Source organism: Kitasatospora sp. NPDC036993, assembly GCF_055607525.1.
Window position 1 is genome coordinate 184,556 of record NZ_JBVJRP010000010.1, and the last position, 18,848, is coordinate 203,403.

The window sequence follows — 18,848 nt, forward strand, 5'->3', positions numbered from 1 at the left end:
CACTCCATCCGTTCACCGGACACCGGTCCCCGACTTCCGTAGTATTCCGTCCGTGGCCAAACGACGTGATGTCGAGCGTGAAGTCCTTTTTTCCATCCGGGAGTTGTCGGCCTCCCTGATACCCGCGGCCGAGCTGTTCCGCGAGCTGCACACCCTGCTGGTGGGCCCGCTCGGCTTCGACGGCGGCTGCTGGCACGGCAACGACCCGGTCACCGGCTTCCCCGTCTCCACCGTCGCCGACGGCCTCGACCCCGCCCGGTTCGAGCAGGCCGTGCAACTGGAGCTCCAGGGCGATGACGCCACCACCTTCACCGCGATCCGCACCGCCGGCCGGCTGGCCCAGAGCGTCGGCCGGGCCACCGACGGGCGGCCCGAACGCAGCGTCCGCTACCGGGAGTTGCTCCACCCCTGCGGCTACGGCGACGAACTGCGGATCAACTTCGACCTCGGCGGCGGCCGCTGGGCCTCGGCGGCGTTCATGCGCGAACGCGCCCGCGGCCACTACGAACTGCCCCACCTGCGCCTGGCGGAACGCGTCGCCGCCCCGATCGGCGCGGCCCTGCGCGGCTCCCACCTCGCCGCCCTGCGCGGCACCCAGCCCGTACACGCCCCGGCCGTGGCCATCCTCGACGGCTACGGGCGGCTGCGCTCGACGGACGCGGCGGCCCGCGAACTCATCGGACGGATGGCCGAACCCACCGCCCACACCGGCGGGGTGCCCAGCGGCTTCCTCACCGTCGCCCGCCACGCCGCCCGCACCGGCGGGCCGGCGGAGGTGCGGGTGTGCACCCCCGACGGCCAGTGGCTCGCCCTGAACGCCTCCCCGCTGGACGGCCGCCGCGGCGGCGTCGCCGTCGTCGCCTCCCCCGTCTCCCCCGCCCAGCGCCTGCCCCTGGCCCTGCTCGCCCACGGCCTGTCCCCGCGCGAACAGCAGGTCGCCCTGCACGCGGTGCGCGGCGCCAGCACCAAGGACATCGCCGCCCTCCTCCACCTGACCGTGCCCACCGTCCAGCAGCACGTCACCGCGATCCTCCACAAGACCGGCACCGGCACCCGCCGCGAACTGGTCGCCCTCCTCATGGCCGACCACCTCCCCACCCTCGGCCGGCCCCCGGCCTGACGCCGCGGCGGCGCGGCATCGTTCGCAGGATCGGACAGGCCCCGGGCCCGTGCTAGCGGAAGGCGGCGACGTTGCGGGCGGCCCAGGCGGAGAAGGGGCGCGGGGCGCGGCCGAGGACCCGCTGGACGTCCGGGCTGATGCGCAGTTCGGCCGGGTTGGGTGCGCCGAGGATGTCCAGGGTGTCGTCGGCGAGTTCCGCCGGCATGGCCTGGCTCATGGCAGCCCTGGCCTCGGCGCGGGTGAGCTCGTGGAACCGCACCGGCGAGCCCAGCGCGTCGGCGATCGCGGCCGCCTGCCCGCGCGGCGTGATCACCTCGGGGCCGGTCAGCTGGTACACGCCGCCGGCGTGCCGGTCGTCCAGCAGGCAGGCCGCCGCGACCGCCGCGATGTCCGCCGGGTCGACGACCGGCACGCCGACATCGCCGAAGGGCGCGGCGGCGAGCCCCTGCGCACGGACGGAATCGGCCCACCAGAGAGCGTTCGAGGCGAAGCCGCCCGGCCGCAGGATCGCCCACTCCAGGCCGGATTCCCGCAGTGTGTCCTCCAGTTCGCGCATCGCGATCCGGGTCGGCCCGAAGGGCCTGGTCACCACGCCCTGGCTGGAGAGCAGCACGACCCGCCGGACCCCGGCGGCCGCGGCCTCGCCGATGAGGTCGGCGGGGTCGCCCCCGGCGGCGTGCAGGTCGCCGGAGAGCAGCAGGAAGAGCGCCGTCGCCCCGGCCAGCGCGGGCCTGAGCTCGGCCGGCCCGGCCAGGTCGGCCGCCAGATGGCGGGCGCCGTCCGGCACCGCCGCCGGGTGCCGCGACACCGCCGTCACCCGCTGCCCCGCCTCGGTCAGCGCCCGCGTCAACGGCCGGCCGATGTTCCCGGTCGCTCCGGTCACCACGATCATGGTCACTCCTCGTCAGATGTTCTCGGTGGCTCCGACGTTAGGAGGGCGGACTGACTCCGGGTAAGGACATACCTGGAGGTAAGCTCATGGCATGGTGGGAGGGGTGCAGGACAGAGGGACCGAGGCGGGCGGCCGGTATGACGTGTTTCACACCGACTGCCCCGCGCGCGACATGGTCGACCACGTCACCAGCAGGTGGGGCGTCTGGGTGCTGATCTCCCTGCGGAGCAACGACCTGCGCTTCTTCGAGCTGCGCGAGAGCATCCACGGCATCAGCGAGAAGATGCTCGCCCAGACCCTGCGGGTACTGGTCCGGGACGGCCTGCTCTGGCGGAAGGTCGAGCCGACCACGCCGCCCCAGGTCACTTACGGCCTGACCGAGTTCGGCCACGAGGTGGGCGAGCCGCTGACGGAGCTGTTCGACCGGATCACCCGACGCCTCCCGCCGGGCGGACGGCCCGGACTCGCAAGTCCCCCGGCCGCCGGCCCCTTGACCACATGACCGCATGACCGCACCTACGGCGCGGTGAGGCTCGGGCGCCGCCCGCCGCCGTCAGAGGTCGTCGAAGACCACGAGTCCTCCCTCGGGAAGGCCGACTCTTCCGATCCGCCGTGGACCGGCGGCTACGACACGTGAGCGGCCGCCACCGGCCCGTACGGCGGGTTCCTCGCTAGGCTCGACAGCGCCAGGGCTCCGACGGGACGGCGAGGTGTGCGCATGCTCGGGTACGACGCGGACGGGTTCGTGCGGGACGGGGTGCCGCACCGGGTGGTGGCCGGGGCGGTGCACTACTTCCGGGTGCACCCGCGGCTGTGGGAGGACCGGCTGCGCCGGGTGCGGGCGCTGGGGGTGAACACCGTGGACACCTACATCCCCTGGAACTTCCACGAACTGCCCGACGGCACCGTGGACTTCACCGGCTGGCGGGACGTGGCCCGGTTCGTGCGGCTGGCCGCCGGCCTGGGCCTGGACGTGATCCTGCGCCCCGGTCCGTACATCTGCGCCGAGTGGGAGTTCGGCGGGCTGCCCGCCCGGCTGCTCGCGGTGGACGGCCTGCGGCTGCGCTGCGCCGACCCGGCGTACCTGGCCGAGGTGGACGGCTGGTTCGACGCGCTGGTGCCCGAACTGCTGCCGCTGCTGGCGAGCCGCGGCGGGCCGGTGGTGGCGGTGCAGGTGGAGAACGAGTACGGCAGCTACGGCAACGACGCCGGCTACCTCGCCCACCTGCGCGACGGCCTGCTGCGCCGCGGCGTGGACTGCCTGCTGTTCACCACCGACGGCGCCCACGACTCCATGCAGCAGGGCGGCGCCATCCCCGGCGAGCTGGCCACCGTGACCTTCGGCTCGCGCGCCCCCGAGCGCCTCGCGGTGCTCCGCCGCCACCAGGGCAAGGGCCCGCTGACCGCCATGGAGTTCTGGATCGGCTGGTTCGACCAGTGGGGCCTGCCGCACCACGTGCGCGACCCGGAGGAGACCGCCGCCTCGCTCGACGAGCTGCTCGCCACCGGCGCCTCCGTCAGCCTCTACATGGCGCACGGCGGCACCAGCTTCGGCCTGTGGTCCGGCGCCAACCACTCCGGCGCCCACCCGCTGGACGCCGGCTACGAGCCGACCGTCACCAGCTACGACTACGACGCGCCGATCGGCGAGGCCGGCGAGCTGACCGGGAAGTTCCACGCCCTGCGCGAGGTCATCGGCCGCTACCTGCCCCTGCCGGACGGCGAACTGCCCGCCCCCGTACCCCGGGTGGCACCGCAGCGCCTGGAGCGGGCCGAGGGGCGGGCGGCGCTGCTGGACGGGCTGGACGCGCTCTCGCGGCCCCGGCAGCACGCCGCGCCGCTGCCGATGGAACGGGTCGGGCAGGACCGCGGGCTGATCCACTACCGCACCCGCGTACCCGCCGGCCGACCCGAACTGCCGCTGCGCATCGACGGGTTGGCCGACCGGGCGCAGGTCTTCGCCGACGGTCGCCCGCTCGGGGTGCTGGAGCGCAACTCCCCCGGCGCGACGCTGCCGCTGGCCACCGGGCCCGACGGCGTCGTGCTGGACATCCTGGTCGAGGCGCTCGGCCGGGTGAACTACGGCCCGCAGATGGACGACCGCAAGGGCATCACCCGCGGCGTCTCGCACGGCCACCAGCGGCTCTTCGACTGGCAGATCCGGCCGCTGCCGCTGACCGACCTGTCCGCCCTGCGCTTCACCGACGACGGCGACAACACCGGCACCAGGGCCGGCGACGGCGAGCCGGCCTTCCACCGCTTCACCGCCCACCTCCCCGACCCCGCCGACGCGTTCGTCGCCCTGCCCGGCTGGGGCCGCGGGCTGCTCTGGCTCAACGGCTTCCTCCTCGGCCGCCACTGCGCCGCCGGCCCCCAGCACACCCTCTACGCCCCCGCCCCGCTGTGGCGCGCCGGCCCCAACGAGCTGGTCGTCCTGGAACTCGAACGGCACGGCACCGCGGTGGAGTTGCGCGACGAACCGGACCTCGGACCGGTCACGGCCGCCCCCAGCTCCGAGTACTGAGGCACCACCCGCCTGCACACTCGGGCCCGAACAGGGCCCCCGTTCAGGCCCCGATCAGGCGCAGCGAGGCCCACAGGGCCAGGACGGCGGCGGTGAGGGTGGCGGGGACGGCGAGCAGGCCCAGGCGGGTGAAGCGGCGCAGGTCCACCGGTACGCCGTGGTCGCGGACGATGCCGCGCCACAGCAGGGTGGCCAGCGAGCCGGCGTAGCCGAGGTTGGGGCCGATGTTGACGCCGAGGAGGACGGCGAGGACGGCGCCGGGCCCGGCCGTGGCGGCCAGCGGGACCAGGGCGAGGGTGGCGGGCAGGTTGTTGATGACGTTGGCGAGGACGGCGGCCAGCGCGGCGGTGGCGAGCAGGGCGGGCAGGGTGGTGCCGGAGGGGACGAGGTGGGCCAGGCCGGTGGCCAGTCCGTTGTCGACGACGGCGCGCACGACGATGCCCAGGGCCAGGACGAACGCGAGGAACGGCGGGTTGGCCGAGCGGACGACGGTGGTGGCGGTGGTGTGGCCGCGGGCCAGGGCGCGGACGGCCAGGACGGTGGCGCCGGCGGCCGCGGCCCAGGCCGGGTCGATGTCCAGGGCGGAGGCGAGGACGAATCCGGCGAGGGTGCCGGCGACGGTGAGCAGGGCGAACAGCGGCATGGCGGGGGCCGGCCCGGCCGTCGGCGTCCCGGCGGGGACGGCGTCCAGGTCGGTGGCGAAGAAGCGGCGCAGGACGAGGTACTCGACGCCGACGGCCGCCAGCCAGGGCAGTGTCATCAGGGCGGCGAAGCGGCCGAAGCTCAGGCCGCCGGCGGTGAAGGCCAGCAGGTTGGTCAGATTGGAGACCGGCAGCAGCAGCGAGGCGGTGTTCGACAGGTGGGCGCAGGCGTAGAGGTGCGGTGCGGGCCGGGCGCCGAGGCGGGCGGTGGTGGCGAGCACCACGGGGGTGAGCAGGACGACGGTGGCGTCCAGGCTGAGGACAGCGGTGACCGCCGAGGCGGCGGCGAACACCTGGACCAGCAGGCGGCGCGGGCGCCCGGTGGCGCCGCGCGCCATCCAGGCCCCGCAGGCGCGGAACAGGCCCTCGTCGTCGCAGAGCCTGGCCAGGACCAGGACGGCGGCCAGGAAGCCGACCACCGGTGCGAGCCGGGCGGCCTCGGCGGTCGCGTGGCCCAGCGGGACGGCGCCGGTCGCCACCAGCAGGGCGGCGGCCGGCACCGCGACGACGGCCTCCGGCCAGCCCCGGGGCCGGGCGACGGCGCAGACCAGGACGAGCACCAGCAGGCCCACGGACAGGGCTTCGGCGCAGGCGGTGTTCAGCGGTGCTCCTCGGGCAGGGGGGTGCTCGGCGGCCGGTGGCCGGTGGCCGGTGTGCACGGGGTCGGGTCCGCGGCCCGGCGCAGCATGCCACACGGCGGCCCGCGGCCCGCGGGCGGCCCGCAGACGGACTGCCTCCGCCCCCCGGGGTCAGGTCAGTCCCACCAGAAGGACCACTGGTGGACGCCCACCAGCTGCTCGGCGTACTCGGTGAGGGTGCCGGCGCCCTGGAAGATCAGGTCGGGGCAGAAGGCGGTGTGCTCGGCGGCCAGCGGGAGCGCCTCGGCGAGCGTGGCGGGCGGCACGGGGACGCTCAACTCCAGGGTGTCGAAGCCGACTTCGACCACCTGGGTGCCGAAGCGGCGCTCCCAGTCGGCGAGCACGGCGGCGATCTTGGCGATGTCGTTCTCGTGGTTCAGGGGGCCGCTCCAGCCGCACACCGCGAGGGCGTCGGCGCCGCTGTCGGCCCGGACCAGGCCGAGGCGGACGTCCTTGAAGGAGCGCAGCACGTCGGCCAGCCCCCTGGCCTCGGCACCGGCGGCGCCGGCGGGGAGGGTGACGGCGCGGGCGGTGCCCGGCCAGGTGCGGCCGTAGGGGGCCAGGGTCTCGTCGGGCTCCTCCTCGTCCCCGGACGCGTGGCCGTCACCGTCCTCGTCGTCCTCGTCGCCGTCGCTCTCCCACCAGCCGCGCAGCAGGGCGGCCGGGTCGTAGAGGTCGGGCCGGGAGGCGTAGCTCGGGGACAGTTCGCCGGACAGCCAGGGCCTGAAGTCGTCGTCGCCGTGGCCCAGCGGGGTGAGCAGCAGCGGCCACAGGCCGCTCTGCGGGTGGGCGCGGTGCAGCCGCGCCCACAGCCCGGCGGGGGCGAGGTCGTCGCTGACCCACATCAGCGGCTCCCGCCCCTCGTCCTCGGCGACCAGTCGGCCGGGCGGCAGGGCTGTGGGCAGGGCCGCGAGGGCGGCGGCGAGGTCCAGGTGCTCGGTCATGCGGCTCACCGTAGGGGCGGGCACCGACAGCGCCGCACTGGCAACGGCGCACCGGCAACGCCCCACCGACAGCGGCGCACCGACGCCGGGTGCCCCGCCGCTCCCGTCAGGACCAGGGCAGCCCGGCGCGCGTGCGCCAGTACGCCTCGGCGGGCTCGGCCATGGCGGCGAGGGTTGCCAGGTCGTCGGGGGTGGGGTGGAGGGCGGTGGCGGCGAGGTTGGAGGTGAGCTGGTCCGGGGTGGCGGCGCCGGACAGGACGATGCCGGCCCAGGGCTGGGCGGCGGCCGCGGCCAGGGCGAGGGCGTCGGGGGTGGCGGCGGTGCGGTCGGCGAGGGTGCGCAGCGCGGCGGTGCCGGGGCCGGTGGCGTTGCGGCCGGCCAGGCGGCCGTTGGCCATGGCCTCCTTGACCACGACCAGCCATCCGGCGGCGTGGGCCTCGGCGAGGGCGGGGGCGGCGGAGGTCTCCAGCAGGTTCCAGGTGGACTGGACGGCGGTGAACAGCGGGCGGCCGCCGGCGGTGACGGTGAGGGCGCGGCGGATGGTGTCGGCCTGGGCGGGGCCGCTGGTGGACAGGCCCACCCGGACGCCTCCGGCGGCGAGGCCGGCGAGGCGCTCGTGCAGGGCGGGGTCGGTGAGGGCGGGGCTGTCGGGGGTGACGGAGTGGACGAGGTAGACGTCGAGGTGGTCGCCGAGCAGGGTGCGGGTCTCGTGGATCTGGCGGTCGTAGACGGCGGTGGAGTGTTCCTTGACCTCGTGGGCGGCGACGCCGTCGGTCTGCCAGCCGGCGGTGTAGGTGTAGCCCCACTTGCTGCCGACCGTCACCTCGGCCGCGGCCCGGGGGTGCCCGGCGAGCCACTGGCCGAGGAACTCCTCGGCGCGGCCGTAGGAGCGGGCGGTGTCGAGGTAGCGCACGCCGGCGGCGTACGCGGCGTCGAGCAGGGCGTGGGTGCGTTCGCGCAGGGCTTCGACGGTGCGGTCGGCGGGCAGGTCGGTGTCGCGCCCGAGGTTGATGTAGCCGGGCCGGCCGACGGCCGCGGTGCCCAGGCCGAGGCGCGCGGGGTGCGGGTGCGCGGGGGCGGGGGCGGCGGTGGGGTCGGTCGGCATGGCGGGGTCTCCTCGGGCGCGACGGTGCTCACCTGGGACCTTAGCCGCGGCGGGGTCCGGCCGCGGTGCGGGGCCTGGCGGCGTCAGCGGTGCCGGTCGTGCCGGTCACCTGGTGCCGGTCGTACCGGTCATGTGGCGCCGGCCAGCGGTGCCGGTCGTGGCCGGTCAGCGGCCGCTGAGCGTGCCGCGGATCCAGGGGGCGTAGGCGGGCACCTCGGTGTAGAGGCCGGGTCCGTCGGCGCAGGCCGTGCCGGGGGCGCCGGGGCCCGAGGTGGTGCCGACGAGTTCCCAGCGGCCGCCGCGGCCGCGCTGGATCTGCGGGCCGCCGGAGTCGCCGAAGCAGGCCATGGCCTGGGGGACCTGGCTGAGGGTGCACAGGCGGGTGGAGCCGGCCCAGCCGGGGGCGCAGTCGGCCTGGGCGCCGACGCGGGTGGGCAGTTCCTGGAGGCGGTCGGGGAAGACCATCTGCTGGTAGTCGGTGGTGTCGACGACGGTGCCGAAGCCGAGCAGCCTGGTGGGGGTGCCGGCCGGTCCCGGTCGGTCGGCGATGCGGACGGGCTGCTGGGCGACGGGGCGGTCCAGGCGCACCAGCGCGAGGTCGTCGTGGTTGGGGGCGGTGGCGCCGTCCCCGAAGCCGAAGCCGGGGTGGACCACGACGCGGTCGACGTTGCGTACGGTGCCGCCGCTGTCGCGGTGGGCGCTGCCGATGCGCACGGTGCCCTTGAGGGTGACGCCGGTGGCCTCGGTGCCCACCACGCAGTGCGCGGCGGTCAGCACCCACCGGGGGTCGATCAGGGTGGCGCCGCAGGCCCCGTCGGCGAGCTGCGCGGCGCTGAGCGGGAGGGTGGCCATGAAGGGGTAGCGCTCGGTGGAGTCGTGGCCGTTGATGATGGCGGAGGCGCTTCCGCTCATGGCGGTGGCGCCCAGGGCCGCGGCCAGGGCGGTGACGGCGGCGGCCCGGCCGACGCGGCGGCGGGCGGTCGTACGGGGATTCGTGCGGGAAGTCGTGCGGGCGGTCGTGGCCTCGGTCGTACGGTCGGCGGTGGCGTCGACGGTCTTGCGGAACGGCACGGGTGACGGCCTTTCGGTTGTGCTGGTGCGAATGGCTCCAGCCAACCCCGGACCGTCCGGCCGGAACACCCGGCCAGCAGGCCGCCCCGGCCTGGGGGTATCCCCCGTATCCGGTGCCCCGCACGCCGTCCCCGCGCTGCTTTCGGCACCGGCAAAACCCGCGAAGCGGAAGTTCCCGTTTGACGGCGAAGCCTGATACGGTCGTAGGAGTTGCAGTTTTGGTTCCCATGACTCTGTGTGCGCCTGCTGGTTCCATCGCAGGCGTATTTTTTTTCTGAGGTCCCGGCGGGTCATCAGTGCGGCGACGGATAGTCCGCGCAGTGCGGGTCTATGGCGCCTTCTAAGGAGAATTCCTATGGCTTTCGGTACCGTGAAGTGGTTCAACGGCGAAAAGGGCTTCGGCTTCATTCAGCAGGAGGACGGCGGCCCGGACGTCTTCGCCCACTACTCGAACATCAACGCCTCCGGCTTCCGTGAGCTGCTCGAGGGCCAGAAGGTCGAGTACGACGTCACCCAGGGCCAGAAGGGCCTTCAGGCGGAGAACATTCGCCCCGTCGCCCTCTGACATATCCCGCTGAGCGATTTCTTTTTCGATTTCGCACGGCGAACGGGGCCCGTACCGCTCAGGCGGTACGGGCCCCGTTCCTTGTCCGGGTCCACGCACGCCGACGGGTAAAGCGCGGCGCGCGGCCCGGCCTCTTCCTTCTGCTTCCGCGGACGCTTCCGCCGCCGCCGGCTGTTCCCGTATTCGTACGGGCTGCCAGGGCACGGATGAAGGATTTCCTCAGGCCGCCTTTCGAACGGCCGAAACCGGTTTTCCGGCCGTACGGAGCCGCCGCGGGGCCCTCACCGGGTGACGGCCGGCGTGACGGCCGGGACACCGGCTCGAACGGCCTCCCCGGCCATTCCCTGCGACGGCGACGGCACCGGCGACGGCAGCCGCGGCGGCAGCGCCGCGGGGGCGGTGCCGCGCTCACGCTCCGCCTCACGCCCCGGCCTGGACTCGCGCTCACGCTCCGGCTCGGGCCAGCCCGAGGAGACGGTGCGGACGGCCTGGACGGGCGCGCCGACCGGCGCCTCGTTCACCCGCGCCGCGCGCACCGGCACGGCGGCCGGGGCGACGGCCTGGTCCAGGCGCAGCACGAAGTTGACGTAGTCCAGCGGCTTGCCCGGCCAGTGGCAGTCGTTGCTGGTGAGCAGCTGGCTGCGCAGGCCGTCGTGTTCGGTGACCGGCCCGGGGGTGGTGCGCAGGTTCGGCTGCCAGCTGCGGCCCCACAGGTGGTGTTCCAGGGACAGCGTCCAGCTCTCCTCGTCCACGTCGATCGCGGCGCCGACCCGGCCGGGCAGCACCCGCAGCCCGTACGCGCCGCGGACGACGACCCGCTGGTCGAAGTCGGCGCTCCTGCCGACCACGGTGATCCGCCACGCGCCGTGGAACCTGAGCATGCCTGCCTCCTGACGCCGCGGCGCCCGCTCCGGCAGAGGGCGCCCCGTCCACGTCTACGGCCCCGCACCGGCGCGCGGCTCAGCCGGTGAGCCGGCCGCTCGGTGAGCCCGCCGCCGGCTCAGCCGGTGAGCCAGCCCGCCTGGGCGGCCCGGACCCCGGCCTGGAAGCGGCTGCGGGCGTCGAGGCGTTCCATCAGGTCGGTGGCGATGCGGCGGGCGGTCCTGGGCGAGACGCCCAGGCGCTTGGCGATGGCGTCGTCGGTGTGGCCGTCCGCGAGCAGGGTGACGGCGGCCTGTTCCTGGGCGCTGAGCCCGTGCTCGTTGAGGCGGGTGGTGGTGCCGAGCGGCTGCGCGTCCGCCCAGACGGTCTCGAACAGCGCGCACAGCGCGGCCAGCATGCCCTGTCCGGTGAGCACGACGGCGCCGGTGGCGGTGCTGTCGCTGAGGACGGGGATGACGGCGGTGGCGCGGTCGACGACGATCATGCGGGTCGGCAGTGCGGCCACGGTGCGGACCTGGCCGCCGTGGGAGACGAGCCAGTTCACGTACTCCACGGTGTGCGGGCTGTTGCGGATGCTGTCCAGGTAGACGGTGCGCATCCGGATGCCGCGTTCCAGCAGGTCGAGGTCGAGGGGCTTGGCCGCCTCGATGTTCTCGGGCTTCTGGCCGCCGTCCGGGGCGAAGGTCATGACCTCCTCGCGCACCTCCCGGGTGAGCGTGGTGAGCCGGTCGCGGATCTGGTCGAGGCCGGTCAGCTGCTCGACGCCGGGCTGGTCGGAGGCCGGGCGCAGGTCGGCGTACTCGGCGATGAGCTGCGCGGCCGCGGCCCTGGAGGCCTCGATGCGCGACTGCTGGGCCGCGAGTTCGGCCTGCTGCCGGGCCATCAGGATCTCCATCCCGACCTCGGGGGAGACGGCGCGCAGCTCGCCCGCGCGGTCCGCGGACGGGCGCAGCAGGGCCAGATCGCTGAGCGTGTCCAGGGCCTGCCTGACCTGCTGCTCCGGCAGGGCGAGGCGCACGCCGAGGGCGGCCACCCCCTCCTGCGGGTGCGCGAGCATCGTCCGGTAGACCGTTTCCGAGACCTTGTCCAGCCCCAGTGCCGTCAGCATTTCCCCACCCCCGTGATGAACCCGTGTTCGATCCGCGCGCGATCATTTCACAACCTTCCGGGCGTGACCATCGCCGTGGTGGACGGTTCAGGCCTGGGCCGGTATGGTCCTCGCCCTTTCCTATGTTCCGAACGCCCTTGCGCGGCAAGCTCGTTGCATGTACCTCGTCCACACCGCGCTGCGCCCTGATTCGCCGGGCCTCGCGCTGCCCCCCGACGCCCGTGAGCTGCTGCTGGCCGCCGCCCTTCCCGGGGACCGGGTCGAGCACCTGGTCGTCCATCCGGAGGCGTTCCCGGATCCGGTGCTCGGTGTGTACCTCGTCGCCGACTCCCTCGCCGAGGCGGAGGGCCGGGCGGCCGTGTTCTGCGGTCGGGTGCTGGCGGCCGTGCCCGGGTTCGAGGGCTGGAGGGCGGCGGGGTCGGGTGTGCCGCTCGTCGCGGCGTTCTACGAGCGGCTGCTGTCCGGCCCCGCCGGCGCGGACGACACGGACGGCGTGGACGGTTCCGCCGGCCCCGCCGCCCCCGCCCGTGAGGACGGTTCCGCCGGCCCTGGCCGGAACGGTCCAGGGGCGCTTCCGTCCACCTGAATCCCCTTCCATGGGCCGTGACCAGCGACGAAGCTAGTTGATGTCGGCAGGGAACACCGCCGGCGACAGACCGGAGAGAGCGTCACCGCGGGACGCGAACACCGGAACAGCCCCGAGCCCGTCACATCCGAGAAGGAGACACCGTCATGCTTCGTTCCGTCCCCGCCAAGGCCGCCGCGGTCGCCGCCCTCGCCCTCGCCGCCCTCGTCCCGGCCGTCGCCGCCCAGGCCTCCCCCGCCCAGCCGGCGGGCGTCGTCCTGGCCGAGGCCGCCGAACCGGCCGTCGCCACCGTCGCCACCACGATCACCCCCGGCCCGTCCGACAACATGATCTGGGGCTGATCCCCGGGCCGCGGACGCCCACCGATCGGCTGCTCCTGCAGGGCAGCCGCCCGGCCGGACCGGACCGTCCCTCCGCGCACCGCCGACGGTGCTCCGGGACCGCCGGCCCCTCGGTCCGCGAGGCCCTGAACACTTCACGACGACGCACCGCTGACGGCGCACCACTCACGACGCACCAGTCACGACGTACCGCCGATCACGACGCACCGCTGACGGCGCGCGGCCGATGACGCCCCGCCGTCGCCCCCTCGACTTCTCACACCCTCGAACACCTCGGGAGATATGTCATGTCCAAGACCAGCCTTCGCCGTGCCGCCGCGCTGACCACCGCCGCCGCGGTCCTGCCGCTCAGCCTCGCCCTGGGCGCCTCCACGGCCTCCGCCAGCGTCGGCACCTCCATCGCCGCCACCGCCAAGGCCAACGTGGGCAAGAACGCCTGCTCGGTCAACAGCGCGGGCACCAACTACTACTACAGCAGCTGCACCGGTGCCTCCGGCAACCCCGAGAACTGGTGCGCGGACTTCGCCATGTGGGTCTGGAAGCAGAACGGCGTGGATGTGCGCGGCCTGAGCCCGTGGGCCGGCGACTTCGGCCGCTACAACGGCGGGCTGCACAAGACTCCGCAGGTCGGCGACGCGGTCCTGTACGACTACAGCGGCGGCTACGCGGCGCACGTGGCGATCGTGACGGCCGTCGGCAACGGCACGATCACCACCATCGGCGGCAACGAGGGCGGCACCAGCGGCAACTGGGCCGCCACCTCCAGGGTCAAGGAAGTGACCCACAGCTCCGCCATCGGCTACAGCTGGGGCGGCCAGCGCCTCAGCGGCTACGTGTCGCCGATCGGCGGCACCGACTCCGGCAGCCCCGCCGCCCCCGCCCCGACCCCGCCCGCGCCGAACCACGTGTACGACAACGTCCGCTTCGCCAACGGCAACTGGCAGGGCGCCGCCCTCGCCGACGCCGGTGCGGACGTCTCCCAGGTCGTCACCGCGGCGCTGCCCAACGGCGACCTGCACGTCGTCACCCTCAGCAACGGCAAGGTGTACGACAACGTCCGCTTCGCCAACGGCACCTGGCAGGGCGCAGCCCTCGCCGACGGCGCCGGCACCATCTCCTCGATCGCGGCCGTCGGCATGCCCAACGGCGACATGCACCTGGAGACCGTGGTCAACGGGAACGTGTACGACAACGTCCGCTTCGCCAACGGTTCCTGGCAGGGCGCGGCCCTGGCCGACGCGGCCGGCACCATCACCCAGGCGGGGGTCGCCGCGATGCCCAACGGCGACCTGCACCTGGTCACCCTGGCCAACGGTGTCGTGTACGACAACGTCCGCTTCACCAGTGGCGCCTGGCAGGGCGCCGCGGTCGCCGACGCCGGCGGCAAGGTGGCCTCGATCTCGGTGGCCGGCATGCCGAACGGCGACATGCACCTGGCGACCGTGGGCGAGCGCAACGTGTACGACAACGTCCGCTTCGCCAACGGCAACTGGCAGGGCGCAGCCCTCGCCGACGCCGGCGGCGCGGTCGGCCAGGCCGCGATCACCGCGATGCCCAACGGCGACCTGCACCTGGTCACCCTGAGCAACGGCAACGTGTACGACAACGTCCGCTTCGCCAACGGCAACTGGCAGGGCGCGGCCGTGGCCGATGCCGGCGGCAAGGTGAACGCCATCGCCGCGACCGGGATGCCCAACGGCGACATGCACCTGAACACCCTCGCCAACTGACGCTCCTCCCCCCTGATCAGCCGCTCTGCACCACACAGCCGTCCGCTCCCGCCGGGGAGCGGGCGGCTGCCCTCGTTCGCCCCCGCCCTGCCCCGTCAGCGCTGGACCGTCAGCGCCGAACGGTCAGCGCTGGGCGGCGGCCAGGGAACGGAGCTGGACGTGGACGGCGGCCGGTTCGGTGCCGGTGAGCGCCGCGATCTCGGCGGCCGGCAGGTCGAGGACCAGGTGCAGCAGCAGGACGTCCTGCTGGGTGGCGGTGAGGTGGGCGACCGGCCCGAACGGCCGGGGGCCGGCCAGGGTGCGGACCCGGCGGCGCACCGCCTGCCAGGCGCAGGCCGTCGGGCTGGCGGTGGACAGGGCGTCGAGCCAGTGGCCGCCGAGTTCCTCGAAGGCGTCGTGGACGGCCAGTCGGGCGTCGGCGGGCGGCAGGAGCAGTTCGGCGTAGTCCAGGTAGTGGCGCTGGTGGAGGTCGCGCAGCGCCCGCAGGCCCAGCGCGGGCCCGGGGTCGGCCGGGCGGCGGGGTGGTGTCGGCATGGTGGTGTCCCGAGGTGGCGCGGGTGGGTGCTGGTCCGCGGCCGGGGCGCGGGTCGCGCGTCCCGGCCGCGGACCCGGTCACACGAGGACCGACGGGTTGTCGTCGGTGCCGTCGCGGCCCGCCGCGGCGGGGTGGCCGGGGCTCTCGTCCCGGTCGGCGGCCCGGCTGTTGCGCAGGGTCACCCACAGGCGGAACAGGATGTCCGTCGAGGCGCCCGCGCTGGAGGACTGCATGGCCCGGGCGAACTCGCTCTGGTACGTGCGCGAGTTGACCGGGACCGGGGTGCGGGAGTTGTTGGTCCGCTCCCAGGCCGCCGCCCACTGGGCGCGGCGGGCCTCCTTGACCCCGCAGACCTCCATGTAGGCGAGGAACACGGGCTTGCGCAGCGGGGCCTCGCCCTTGAGGACCAGGGACAGGGTGCTGGAGGGCAGGCGTTCGCCCCGCTCGCGGGCCCGGCGGTCCAGTTCCCTCAGGGAGGGCCAGTCGGCCTTGCGGCGCATCTCGTGCATCGCCCGGCGCAGGTCGGCGAAGGAGTCGACCTGCTGGGGGTCGACCCGGCGGGGTGCGCGCAGCAGCCGCCGGCTCCCCGAGGGGCGGGGGACGTGGGACCAGTAGTTGGCCTGGGCCCACTTGCGCCGGATGGTCTTGAGGTCGCCGCCGCATTCGCGGGTGACGGCCTCCACGACCTTCCAGCTCGGCACGGAGCGACCGTCGGCGGCCCGTTGCAGGGTGGTGGGGTGGTAGTTGGTCCGAGCGGCGAGCTGACGATACGTCAACCCTGCCTGCTCGCGCTGATTCCGCAGCAGGAGGGCCAGCCGGGCGAGCGCCGGCTCGGTCACCTCGATCGGATTCTCTTGGCGTCCCATCGCAGGCAGGCGTTCTTCCTAGGCCTGCCCCCGTCGCAGCCTTACGGCCAACAGGCAGCCGCCCGTGGCCAGTTCGATCGCCGCCCCGGCCGACATGCCCGTCGCCACCAGGACGGCGGCCAGCACGACCACGACGACGACCACGGCCGTCTCACCGGCCGCGAACGGCCCGTACGGGCGCGGGCGCAGCGGTACGGGGTCCGCCGTCGCGCAGCGGGTGCGGGTTCGGGTGCGGATGCGCTTGTTCCGGTTCCTCGTCATCGAGGAGGCCTCCATATCACTGTCCACTCCAACTGACGGGCACTTGTGCGGTTGGCGTCGCACTGTGTGCCCGGTGGCATCACACTCTGTCAGGCGTACGGGTGAATCCCAATCGGTTCGGTGAACATCGCGCGGATTGATGCGCCACTGTCCCGGTCTCCGCCCGCAATTCTGTGAACGCCCTATCAGAGACGCACAGTTCAACGAACTGAAACCGGATTTTGATGCGCCTTTGTGCAGCATGCCCTTGTGAGCCGTCCTGGCTGGGTGTGACGATTTGGAGCGGCGTTCACCCGGACCCGCGGGTCCGGAACCCGGGGGCGCTGTTCACTCCAACAACTCGGGAACATCGGCAGCGGGCCGTGTTGGCGCATGGGTCCGCCCGAACAGCAGAGACCGCCCGGCCCTGGTGGCCCGAGCGGTCTCTCTGTATTTCCCGGCACCGGCCGGTGCCCCGCGTTCGGTGGACGGCGGGTCACCCGCCCGCCGGGGCGGGGGCGGGGCGGGGTGCCGTGGCCGGGGTGTGCAGTGCCGGGTAGTCGGTGTAGCCCTCGGCTCCGCCCGTGTACATCAGGCCGCGGTCGCGCACCTGGTTGACCGGCGCGCCGGTGCGCAGCCGGTGGACGAGGTCCGGGTTCGCGAGGAACGGGCGGCCCAGCGCGATCAGGTCGGCGCCCGCGGCGAGCAGCCGCTCGGCGGCGGCCCTGCCGCCGTCCTCGGGCAGCGGGCCGCCCCAGCCCAGCACCGGGTTGGCGATGAGGGTGCCGGGCCAGGCCGCGCGCAGCTCGCGGAACAGCGCCTGGCCGGGGTCGGCGAACACGACGTGCAGGTAGGCCGGGCCGATCCCGGCGAGGGCGGCGACCAGTTCCGGGTAGATCGCCTCGGTGTCGCCCTCGGCCATGGCGTTCGCGGTGACGCCGGGGGCGATGCGGACGCCGACCCGCTCGGGGCCGATGGCGCCGGCGACGGCGCGCACGACCTCGACGGTGAACCGGATGCGGTGGGCGACCGGTCCGCCGTAGGCGTCGGTGCGCCGGTTGGTGTCCTGGCCGAGGAACTGGTGGAGCAGGTAGCCGTTCGCGGCGTGCACCTCGACTCCGGCGAAGCCGGCGGCCACCGCGTTGCGGGCGGCGTTCGCGAAGTCCTCGACGGTGGCGCGGATGTCCTCGGCCGTCATCTCGCGCGGCACCACCGCCGGACGCGGACCGGACGGGGTGTGCACCGGGCCGGGGAACGGCACCGGGGAGGGTGCGACGGGGTGCAGGCCGCTGGTCTCCGGGTGGCCGATCCGGCCGCCGTGCTGGAGTTGCAGGAACATCCGTCCGCCGGCGGCGCGCACGGTGTCGGTGACCGCCCGCCAGCCCTCGACGTGCGCGTCCCGGTGGATGGCCGGGATGTTCGGGTACGTCGCGCCGACCCGGTTCGGGGTGGTGGCCTCGGCGATGATCAGCCCGGCGCCGGCCCGCTGGGCGTAGTACTCGGCCATGATCGGCGGCGGGGTGCCGTCGGCGGCGGCCCGGTTGCGGGTCATGGGGGCCATCACCAGGCGGTTCGGCAGGTCGAGCGGGCCGAGCCGGGCGGGCTCGAACAGGTCGCGGGCGGCGGGGGCGGCGGCGGGGCTCGTGGTCATGGCGGGGGCCTTTCCGGGTACGGGGCTTCGGAGTTCGCGAAGCGGAGGGGCGAAAGGGCGGAGGGCCGGGCCTCAGGCGGCTTCAGGCCGCGGTGCCCCGGTCGGCCGGGAAGCCGTGGGAGCGGGCCGCGAGCACCACGGCGAGGACGGGGACGAGCAGGACGAGCGCGCTCCAGGCGAACGCTCCCGCGCCGAACAGGTCGAACAGCAGCCCGCCGAGCAGCCCCCCGAAGGCCATCGCCGCGTTCCAGAGGGTGACCAGCGCGGCCTGCACGGCGTCGGCCGCGTCCCCGGCCACGTCGCCCGCGGCGGTCTGGAGCAGGGTCGGCACGCCGCCCCAGCCCAGGCCCCACAGCGCGGCCGCGGCGTAGACGGCGGGGGTGCTGTCGGTCCCCAGCGCGAAGCCGGTCGCGGCGACGGCGACGAGCAGCGTGGCGGCCACCGTCAGGACCCGCAGCCTGCGGTGGATGAGCGCGCCCACCAGCCAGATGGAGAGCAGCGAGGCGCCGCCGAAGACCAGCAGCACGGTGCCGGTGGAGTCACCGAGGCCGAGGTCGTCGAGGAGCGTGGCGATGTAGGTGTAGAGGATGGTGTGCGCCAGGACGAACAGGAGGGTGACGGTCAGCACCGGCCGCACCCCTGGCCTGCGCAGCGCGACCCGTACGGGCGTACCGGCGGAGTGCTCCCGGCCGGGCTGGTCCGGCACGAAGGCGGCGATCCAGGCGAGCAGCAGCAGGGTCAGACCGGTCATGGCCAGGAACGCGGTCTGCCAGTTCACGGCGTCTCCCAGGAACGTCCCGGCCGGGACGCCGAGCGACAGCGCGAGGGGGATGCCGGCCATCGCCACCGCGACGGCCCGGCCCTCCAGGTGCGGCGGTGCCAGCCGCCGGGCGTAGCCGGCGAGCAGCGCCCACGCGAGGCCGGCGGCGACGCCCGCGACGAACCGGGCCGCCATGGTCAGCGGGTACGCCGACGACACGGCGGTGACGGTGTTGGCGGCGGCGAACCCGGCCATCGAGACGAGCAGCAGCCGCTTGCGCGACCAGCGGGCGGTGGCCACGGCGAGCGGGATCGCGGTGAGCGCGGTGCCGAGGGCGTAGACGGTCACGGTCTGCCCGGCCGCCGACTCGCCGACGCCCAGGTCGGCGCTCATCGCGGGCAGGAGTCCGGCGGGCAGCGTCTCGGTGAGGCTGGTGATGAAGACGGCGGTGGCCAGGGCGAGCAGTGCGGGCAGCGGGAGGCGGCCGGGGCCCGGGGGCGGTGCCTTGCGGGGCGCTGTCTTGCGGGGTGTCCCGGGTGATTCGGCGGGTGCGGTGGCGGGCATGGCGGGTCGTCCTGTTCGTGGGTGT

General features: G+C 74.6%; 19 protein-coding genes. 7 read left to right on the forward strand and 12 right to left on the reverse strand.

The annotated features are described in order from the left end of the window. Positions 1–103: 103 nt before the first annotated feature. Positions 104–1,120 (forward strand): helix-turn-helix transcriptional regulator, encoded by a 1,017-nt coding sequence (locus tag ACZ7C5_RS22495; RefSeq protein WP_401089389.1) that lies wholly within the window; start codon positions 104–106, stop codon positions 1,118–1,120. A 52-nt stretch (positions 1,121–1,172) separates the two neighbouring features. Here ACZ7C5_RS22495 and ACZ7C5_RS22500 read toward each other — a convergent pair whose 3' ends face one another. Next, positions 1,173–2,012, reverse strand: coding sequence for an SDR family oxidoreductase (locus ACZ7C5_RS22500; RefSeq protein WP_470323314.1), 840 nt, complete (start codon positions 2,010–2,012; stop codon positions 1,173–1,175). Between the two features lie 91 nt (positions 2,013–2,103). On the opposite strand from ACZ7C5_RS22500, the gene ACZ7C5_RS22505 reads away from it, so the two are divergent. Then, positions 2,104–2,514 (forward strand): winged helix-turn-helix transcriptional regulator, encoded by a 411-nt coding sequence (locus tag ACZ7C5_RS22505; RefSeq protein WP_401089385.1) that lies wholly within the window; start codon positions 2,104–2,106, stop codon positions 2,512–2,514. A gap of 216 nt (positions 2,515–2,730) precedes the next feature. Then, complete coding sequence (locus ACZ7C5_RS22510; RefSeq protein WP_470323315.1) at positions 2,731–4,536, forward strand: glycoside hydrolase family 35 protein; 1,806 nt, start codon at positions 2,731–2,733, stop codon at positions 4,534–4,536. A 43-nt stretch (positions 4,537–4,579) separates the two neighbouring features. On the opposite strand, the gene ACZ7C5_RS22515 is transcribed toward ACZ7C5_RS22510, so the two are convergent. From ACZ7C5_RS22515 to ACZ7C5_RS22530, 4 genes are all read right to left on the reverse strand, one after another. Continuing rightward, entirely contained in the window at positions 4,580–5,839 is a 1,260-nt protein-coding gene (locus tag ACZ7C5_RS22515; protein ID WP_401089706.1) for an SLC13 family permease, read from the reverse strand. Positions 5,840–5,991: 152 nt separating this feature from the next. Continuing rightward, positions 5,992–6,819 (reverse strand): DUF4253 domain-containing protein, encoded by an 828-nt coding sequence (locus ACZ7C5_RS22520; protein ID WP_401089381.1) that lies wholly within the window; start codon positions 6,817–6,819, stop codon positions 5,992–5,994. Between the two features lie 106 nt (positions 6,820–6,925). After that, positions 6,926–7,924, reverse strand: a complete 999-nt coding sequence (locus ACZ7C5_RS22525) for an aldo/keto reductase (RefSeq protein WP_470323316.1) — start codon at positions 7,922–7,924, stop codon at positions 6,926–6,928. Positions 7,925–8,089: 165 nt separating this feature from the next. Beyond that, a complete protein-coding gene (locus ACZ7C5_RS22530; RefSeq protein ID WP_470323403.1) occupies positions 8,090–8,863 on the reverse strand; it encodes a S1 family peptidase in 774 nt (257 codons plus the stop codon). 487 nt (positions 8,864–9,350) lie between these two features. Here ACZ7C5_RS22530 and ACZ7C5_RS22535 point away from each other — a divergent pair, with 487 nt between their 5' ends. Then, positions 9,351–9,560 carry a cold-shock protein gene (locus ACZ7C5_RS22535; protein WP_049660537.1) on the forward strand — a complete coding sequence of 70 codons (210 nt, stop codon included), beginning with the start codon at positions 9,351–9,353 and terminating at the stop codon, positions 9,558–9,560. Positions 9,561–9,841: 281 nt separating this feature from the next. Here the strand turns inward: ACZ7C5_RS22535 and ACZ7C5_RS22540 are convergent, their stop codons facing one another. Both ACZ7C5_RS22540 and ACZ7C5_RS22545 read right to left on the reverse strand, forming a co-directional pair. After that, complete coding sequence (locus tag ACZ7C5_RS22540; protein ID WP_470323317.1) at positions 9,842–10,441, reverse strand: hypothetical protein; 600 nt, start codon at positions 10,439–10,441, stop codon at positions 9,842–9,844. A 119-nt stretch (positions 10,442–10,560) separates the two neighbouring features. Next, complete coding sequence (locus ACZ7C5_RS22545) at positions 10,561–11,550, reverse strand: helix-turn-helix domain-containing protein (RefSeq protein WP_401089372.1); 990 nt, start codon at positions 11,548–11,550, stop codon at positions 10,561–10,563. Positions 11,551–11,707: 157 nt separating this feature from the next. Here ACZ7C5_RS22545 and ACZ7C5_RS22550 point away from each other — a divergent pair, with 157 nt between their 5' ends. The 3 genes from ACZ7C5_RS22550 (at position 11,708) to ACZ7C5_RS22560 (ending at position 14,207) form a co-directional block, all read left to right on the forward strand. Continuing rightward, a complete protein-coding gene (locus ACZ7C5_RS22550; RefSeq protein WP_401089370.1) occupies positions 11,708–12,136 on the forward strand; it encodes a hypothetical protein in 429 nt (142 codons plus the stop codon). Between the two features lie 146 nt (positions 12,137–12,282). Then, complete coding sequence (locus ACZ7C5_RS22555) at positions 12,283–12,477, forward strand: hypothetical protein (protein ID WP_188299886.1); 195 nt, start codon at positions 12,283–12,285, stop codon at positions 12,475–12,477. 287 nt (positions 12,478–12,764) lie between these two features. Next, the gene (locus ACZ7C5_RS22560) at positions 12,765–14,207 is read left to right on the forward strand and encodes a CHAP domain-containing protein (RefSeq protein WP_401089367.1); all 1,443 of its coding nucleotides are present in this window, start codon (positions 12,765–12,767) and stop codon (positions 14,205–14,207) included. Positions 14,208–14,330: 123 nt separating this feature from the next. On the opposite strand, the gene ACZ7C5_RS22565 is transcribed toward ACZ7C5_RS22560, so the two are convergent. From ACZ7C5_RS22565 to ACZ7C5_RS22585, 5 genes are all read right to left on the reverse strand, one after another. Continuing rightward, positions 14,331–14,741, reverse strand: a complete 411-nt coding sequence (locus ACZ7C5_RS22565; RefSeq protein ID WP_401089365.1) for a sigma factor-like helix-turn-helix DNA-binding protein — start codon at positions 14,739–14,741, stop codon at positions 14,331–14,333. Positions 14,742–14,819: 78 nt separating this feature from the next. Then, a complete protein-coding gene (locus tag ACZ7C5_RS22570; RefSeq protein ID WP_401089363.1) occupies positions 14,820–15,581 on the reverse strand; it encodes a helix-turn-helix domain-containing protein in 762 nt (253 codons plus the stop codon). A gap of 45 nt (positions 15,582–15,626) precedes the next feature. Continuing rightward, a complete protein-coding gene (locus ACZ7C5_RS22575) occupies positions 15,627–15,869 on the reverse strand; it encodes a hypothetical protein (protein WP_401089361.1) in 243 nt (80 codons plus the stop codon). A 475-nt stretch (positions 15,870–16,344) separates the two neighbouring features. Beyond that, positions 16,345–17,499, reverse strand: a complete 1,155-nt coding sequence (locus ACZ7C5_RS22580) for an alkene reductase (RefSeq protein WP_470323318.1) — start codon at positions 17,497–17,499, stop codon at positions 16,345–16,347. A gap of 82 nt (positions 17,500–17,581) precedes the next feature. Further along, positions 17,582–18,823, reverse strand: a complete 1,242-nt coding sequence (locus tag ACZ7C5_RS22585) for an MFS transporter (RefSeq protein ID WP_401089357.1) — start codon at positions 18,821–18,823, stop codon at positions 17,582–17,584. Between the last annotated feature and the right edge of the window lie 25 nt (positions 18,824–18,848).

What these genes read in the sequence shown, in the direction of transcription:
- ACZ7C5_RS22540 (WP_470323317.1), bottom strand. Translation starts at nt 10,441, where the DNA reads ATGCTCAGGTTCCACGGCGCGTGGCGGATCACCGTGGTCGGCAGGAGC.
- ACZ7C5_RS22510 (WP_470323315.1), top strand. Translation starts at nt 2,731, where the DNA reads ATGCTCGGGTACGACGCGGACGGGTTCGTGCGGGACGGGGTGCCGCAC.
- ACZ7C5_RS22500 (WP_470323314.1), bottom strand. Translation starts at nt 2,012, where the DNA reads ATGATCGTGGTGACCGGAGCGACCGGGAACATCGGCCGGCCGTTGACG.
- ACZ7C5_RS22555 (WP_188299886.1), top strand. Translation starts at nt 12,283, where the DNA reads ATGCTTCGTTCCGTCCCCGCCAAGGCCGCCGCGGTCGCCGCCCTCGCC.
- ACZ7C5_RS22535 (WP_049660537.1), top strand. Translation starts at nt 9,351, where the DNA reads ATGGCTTTCGGTACCGTGAAGTGGTTCAACGGCGAAAAGGGCTTCGGC.
- ACZ7C5_RS22585 (WP_401089357.1), bottom strand. Translation starts at nt 18,823, where the DNA reads ATGCCCGCCACCGCACCCGCCGAATCACCCGGGACACCCCGCAAGACA.
- ACZ7C5_RS22565 (WP_401089365.1), bottom strand. Translation starts at nt 14,741, where the DNA reads ATGCCGACACCACCCCGCCGCCCGGCCGACCCCGGGCCCGCGCTGGGC.
- ACZ7C5_RS22520 (WP_401089381.1), bottom strand. Translation starts at nt 6,819, where the DNA reads ATGACCGAGCACCTGGACCTCGCCGCCGCCCTCGCGGCCCTGCCCACA.
- ACZ7C5_RS22525 (WP_470323316.1), bottom strand. Translation starts at nt 7,924, where the DNA reads ATGCCGACCGACCCCACCGCCGCCCCCGCCCCCGCGCACCCGCACCCC.
- ACZ7C5_RS22545 (WP_401089372.1), bottom strand. Translation starts at nt 11,550, where the DNA reads ATGCTGACGGCACTGGGGCTGGACAAGGTCTCGGAAACGGTCTACCGG.
- ACZ7C5_RS22505 (WP_401089385.1), top strand. Translation starts at nt 2,104, where the DNA reads ATGGTGGGAGGGGTGCAGGACAGAGGGACCGAGGCGGGCGGCCGGTAT.
- ACZ7C5_RS22575 (WP_401089361.1), bottom strand. Translation starts at nt 15,869, where the DNA reads ATGACGAGGAACCGGAACAAGCGCATCCGCACCCGAACCCGCACCCGC.
- ACZ7C5_RS22550 (WP_401089370.1), top strand. Translation starts at nt 11,708, where the DNA reads ATGTACCTCGTCCACACCGCGCTGCGCCCTGATTCGCCGGGCCTCGCG.
- ACZ7C5_RS22560 (WP_401089367.1), top strand. Translation starts at nt 12,765, where the DNA reads ATGTCCAAGACCAGCCTTCGCCGTGCCGCCGCGCTGACCACCGCCGCC.
- ACZ7C5_RS22580 (WP_470323318.1), bottom strand. Translation starts at nt 17,499, where the DNA reads ATGACCACGAGCCCCGCCGCCGCCCCCGCCGCCCGCGACCTGTTCGAG.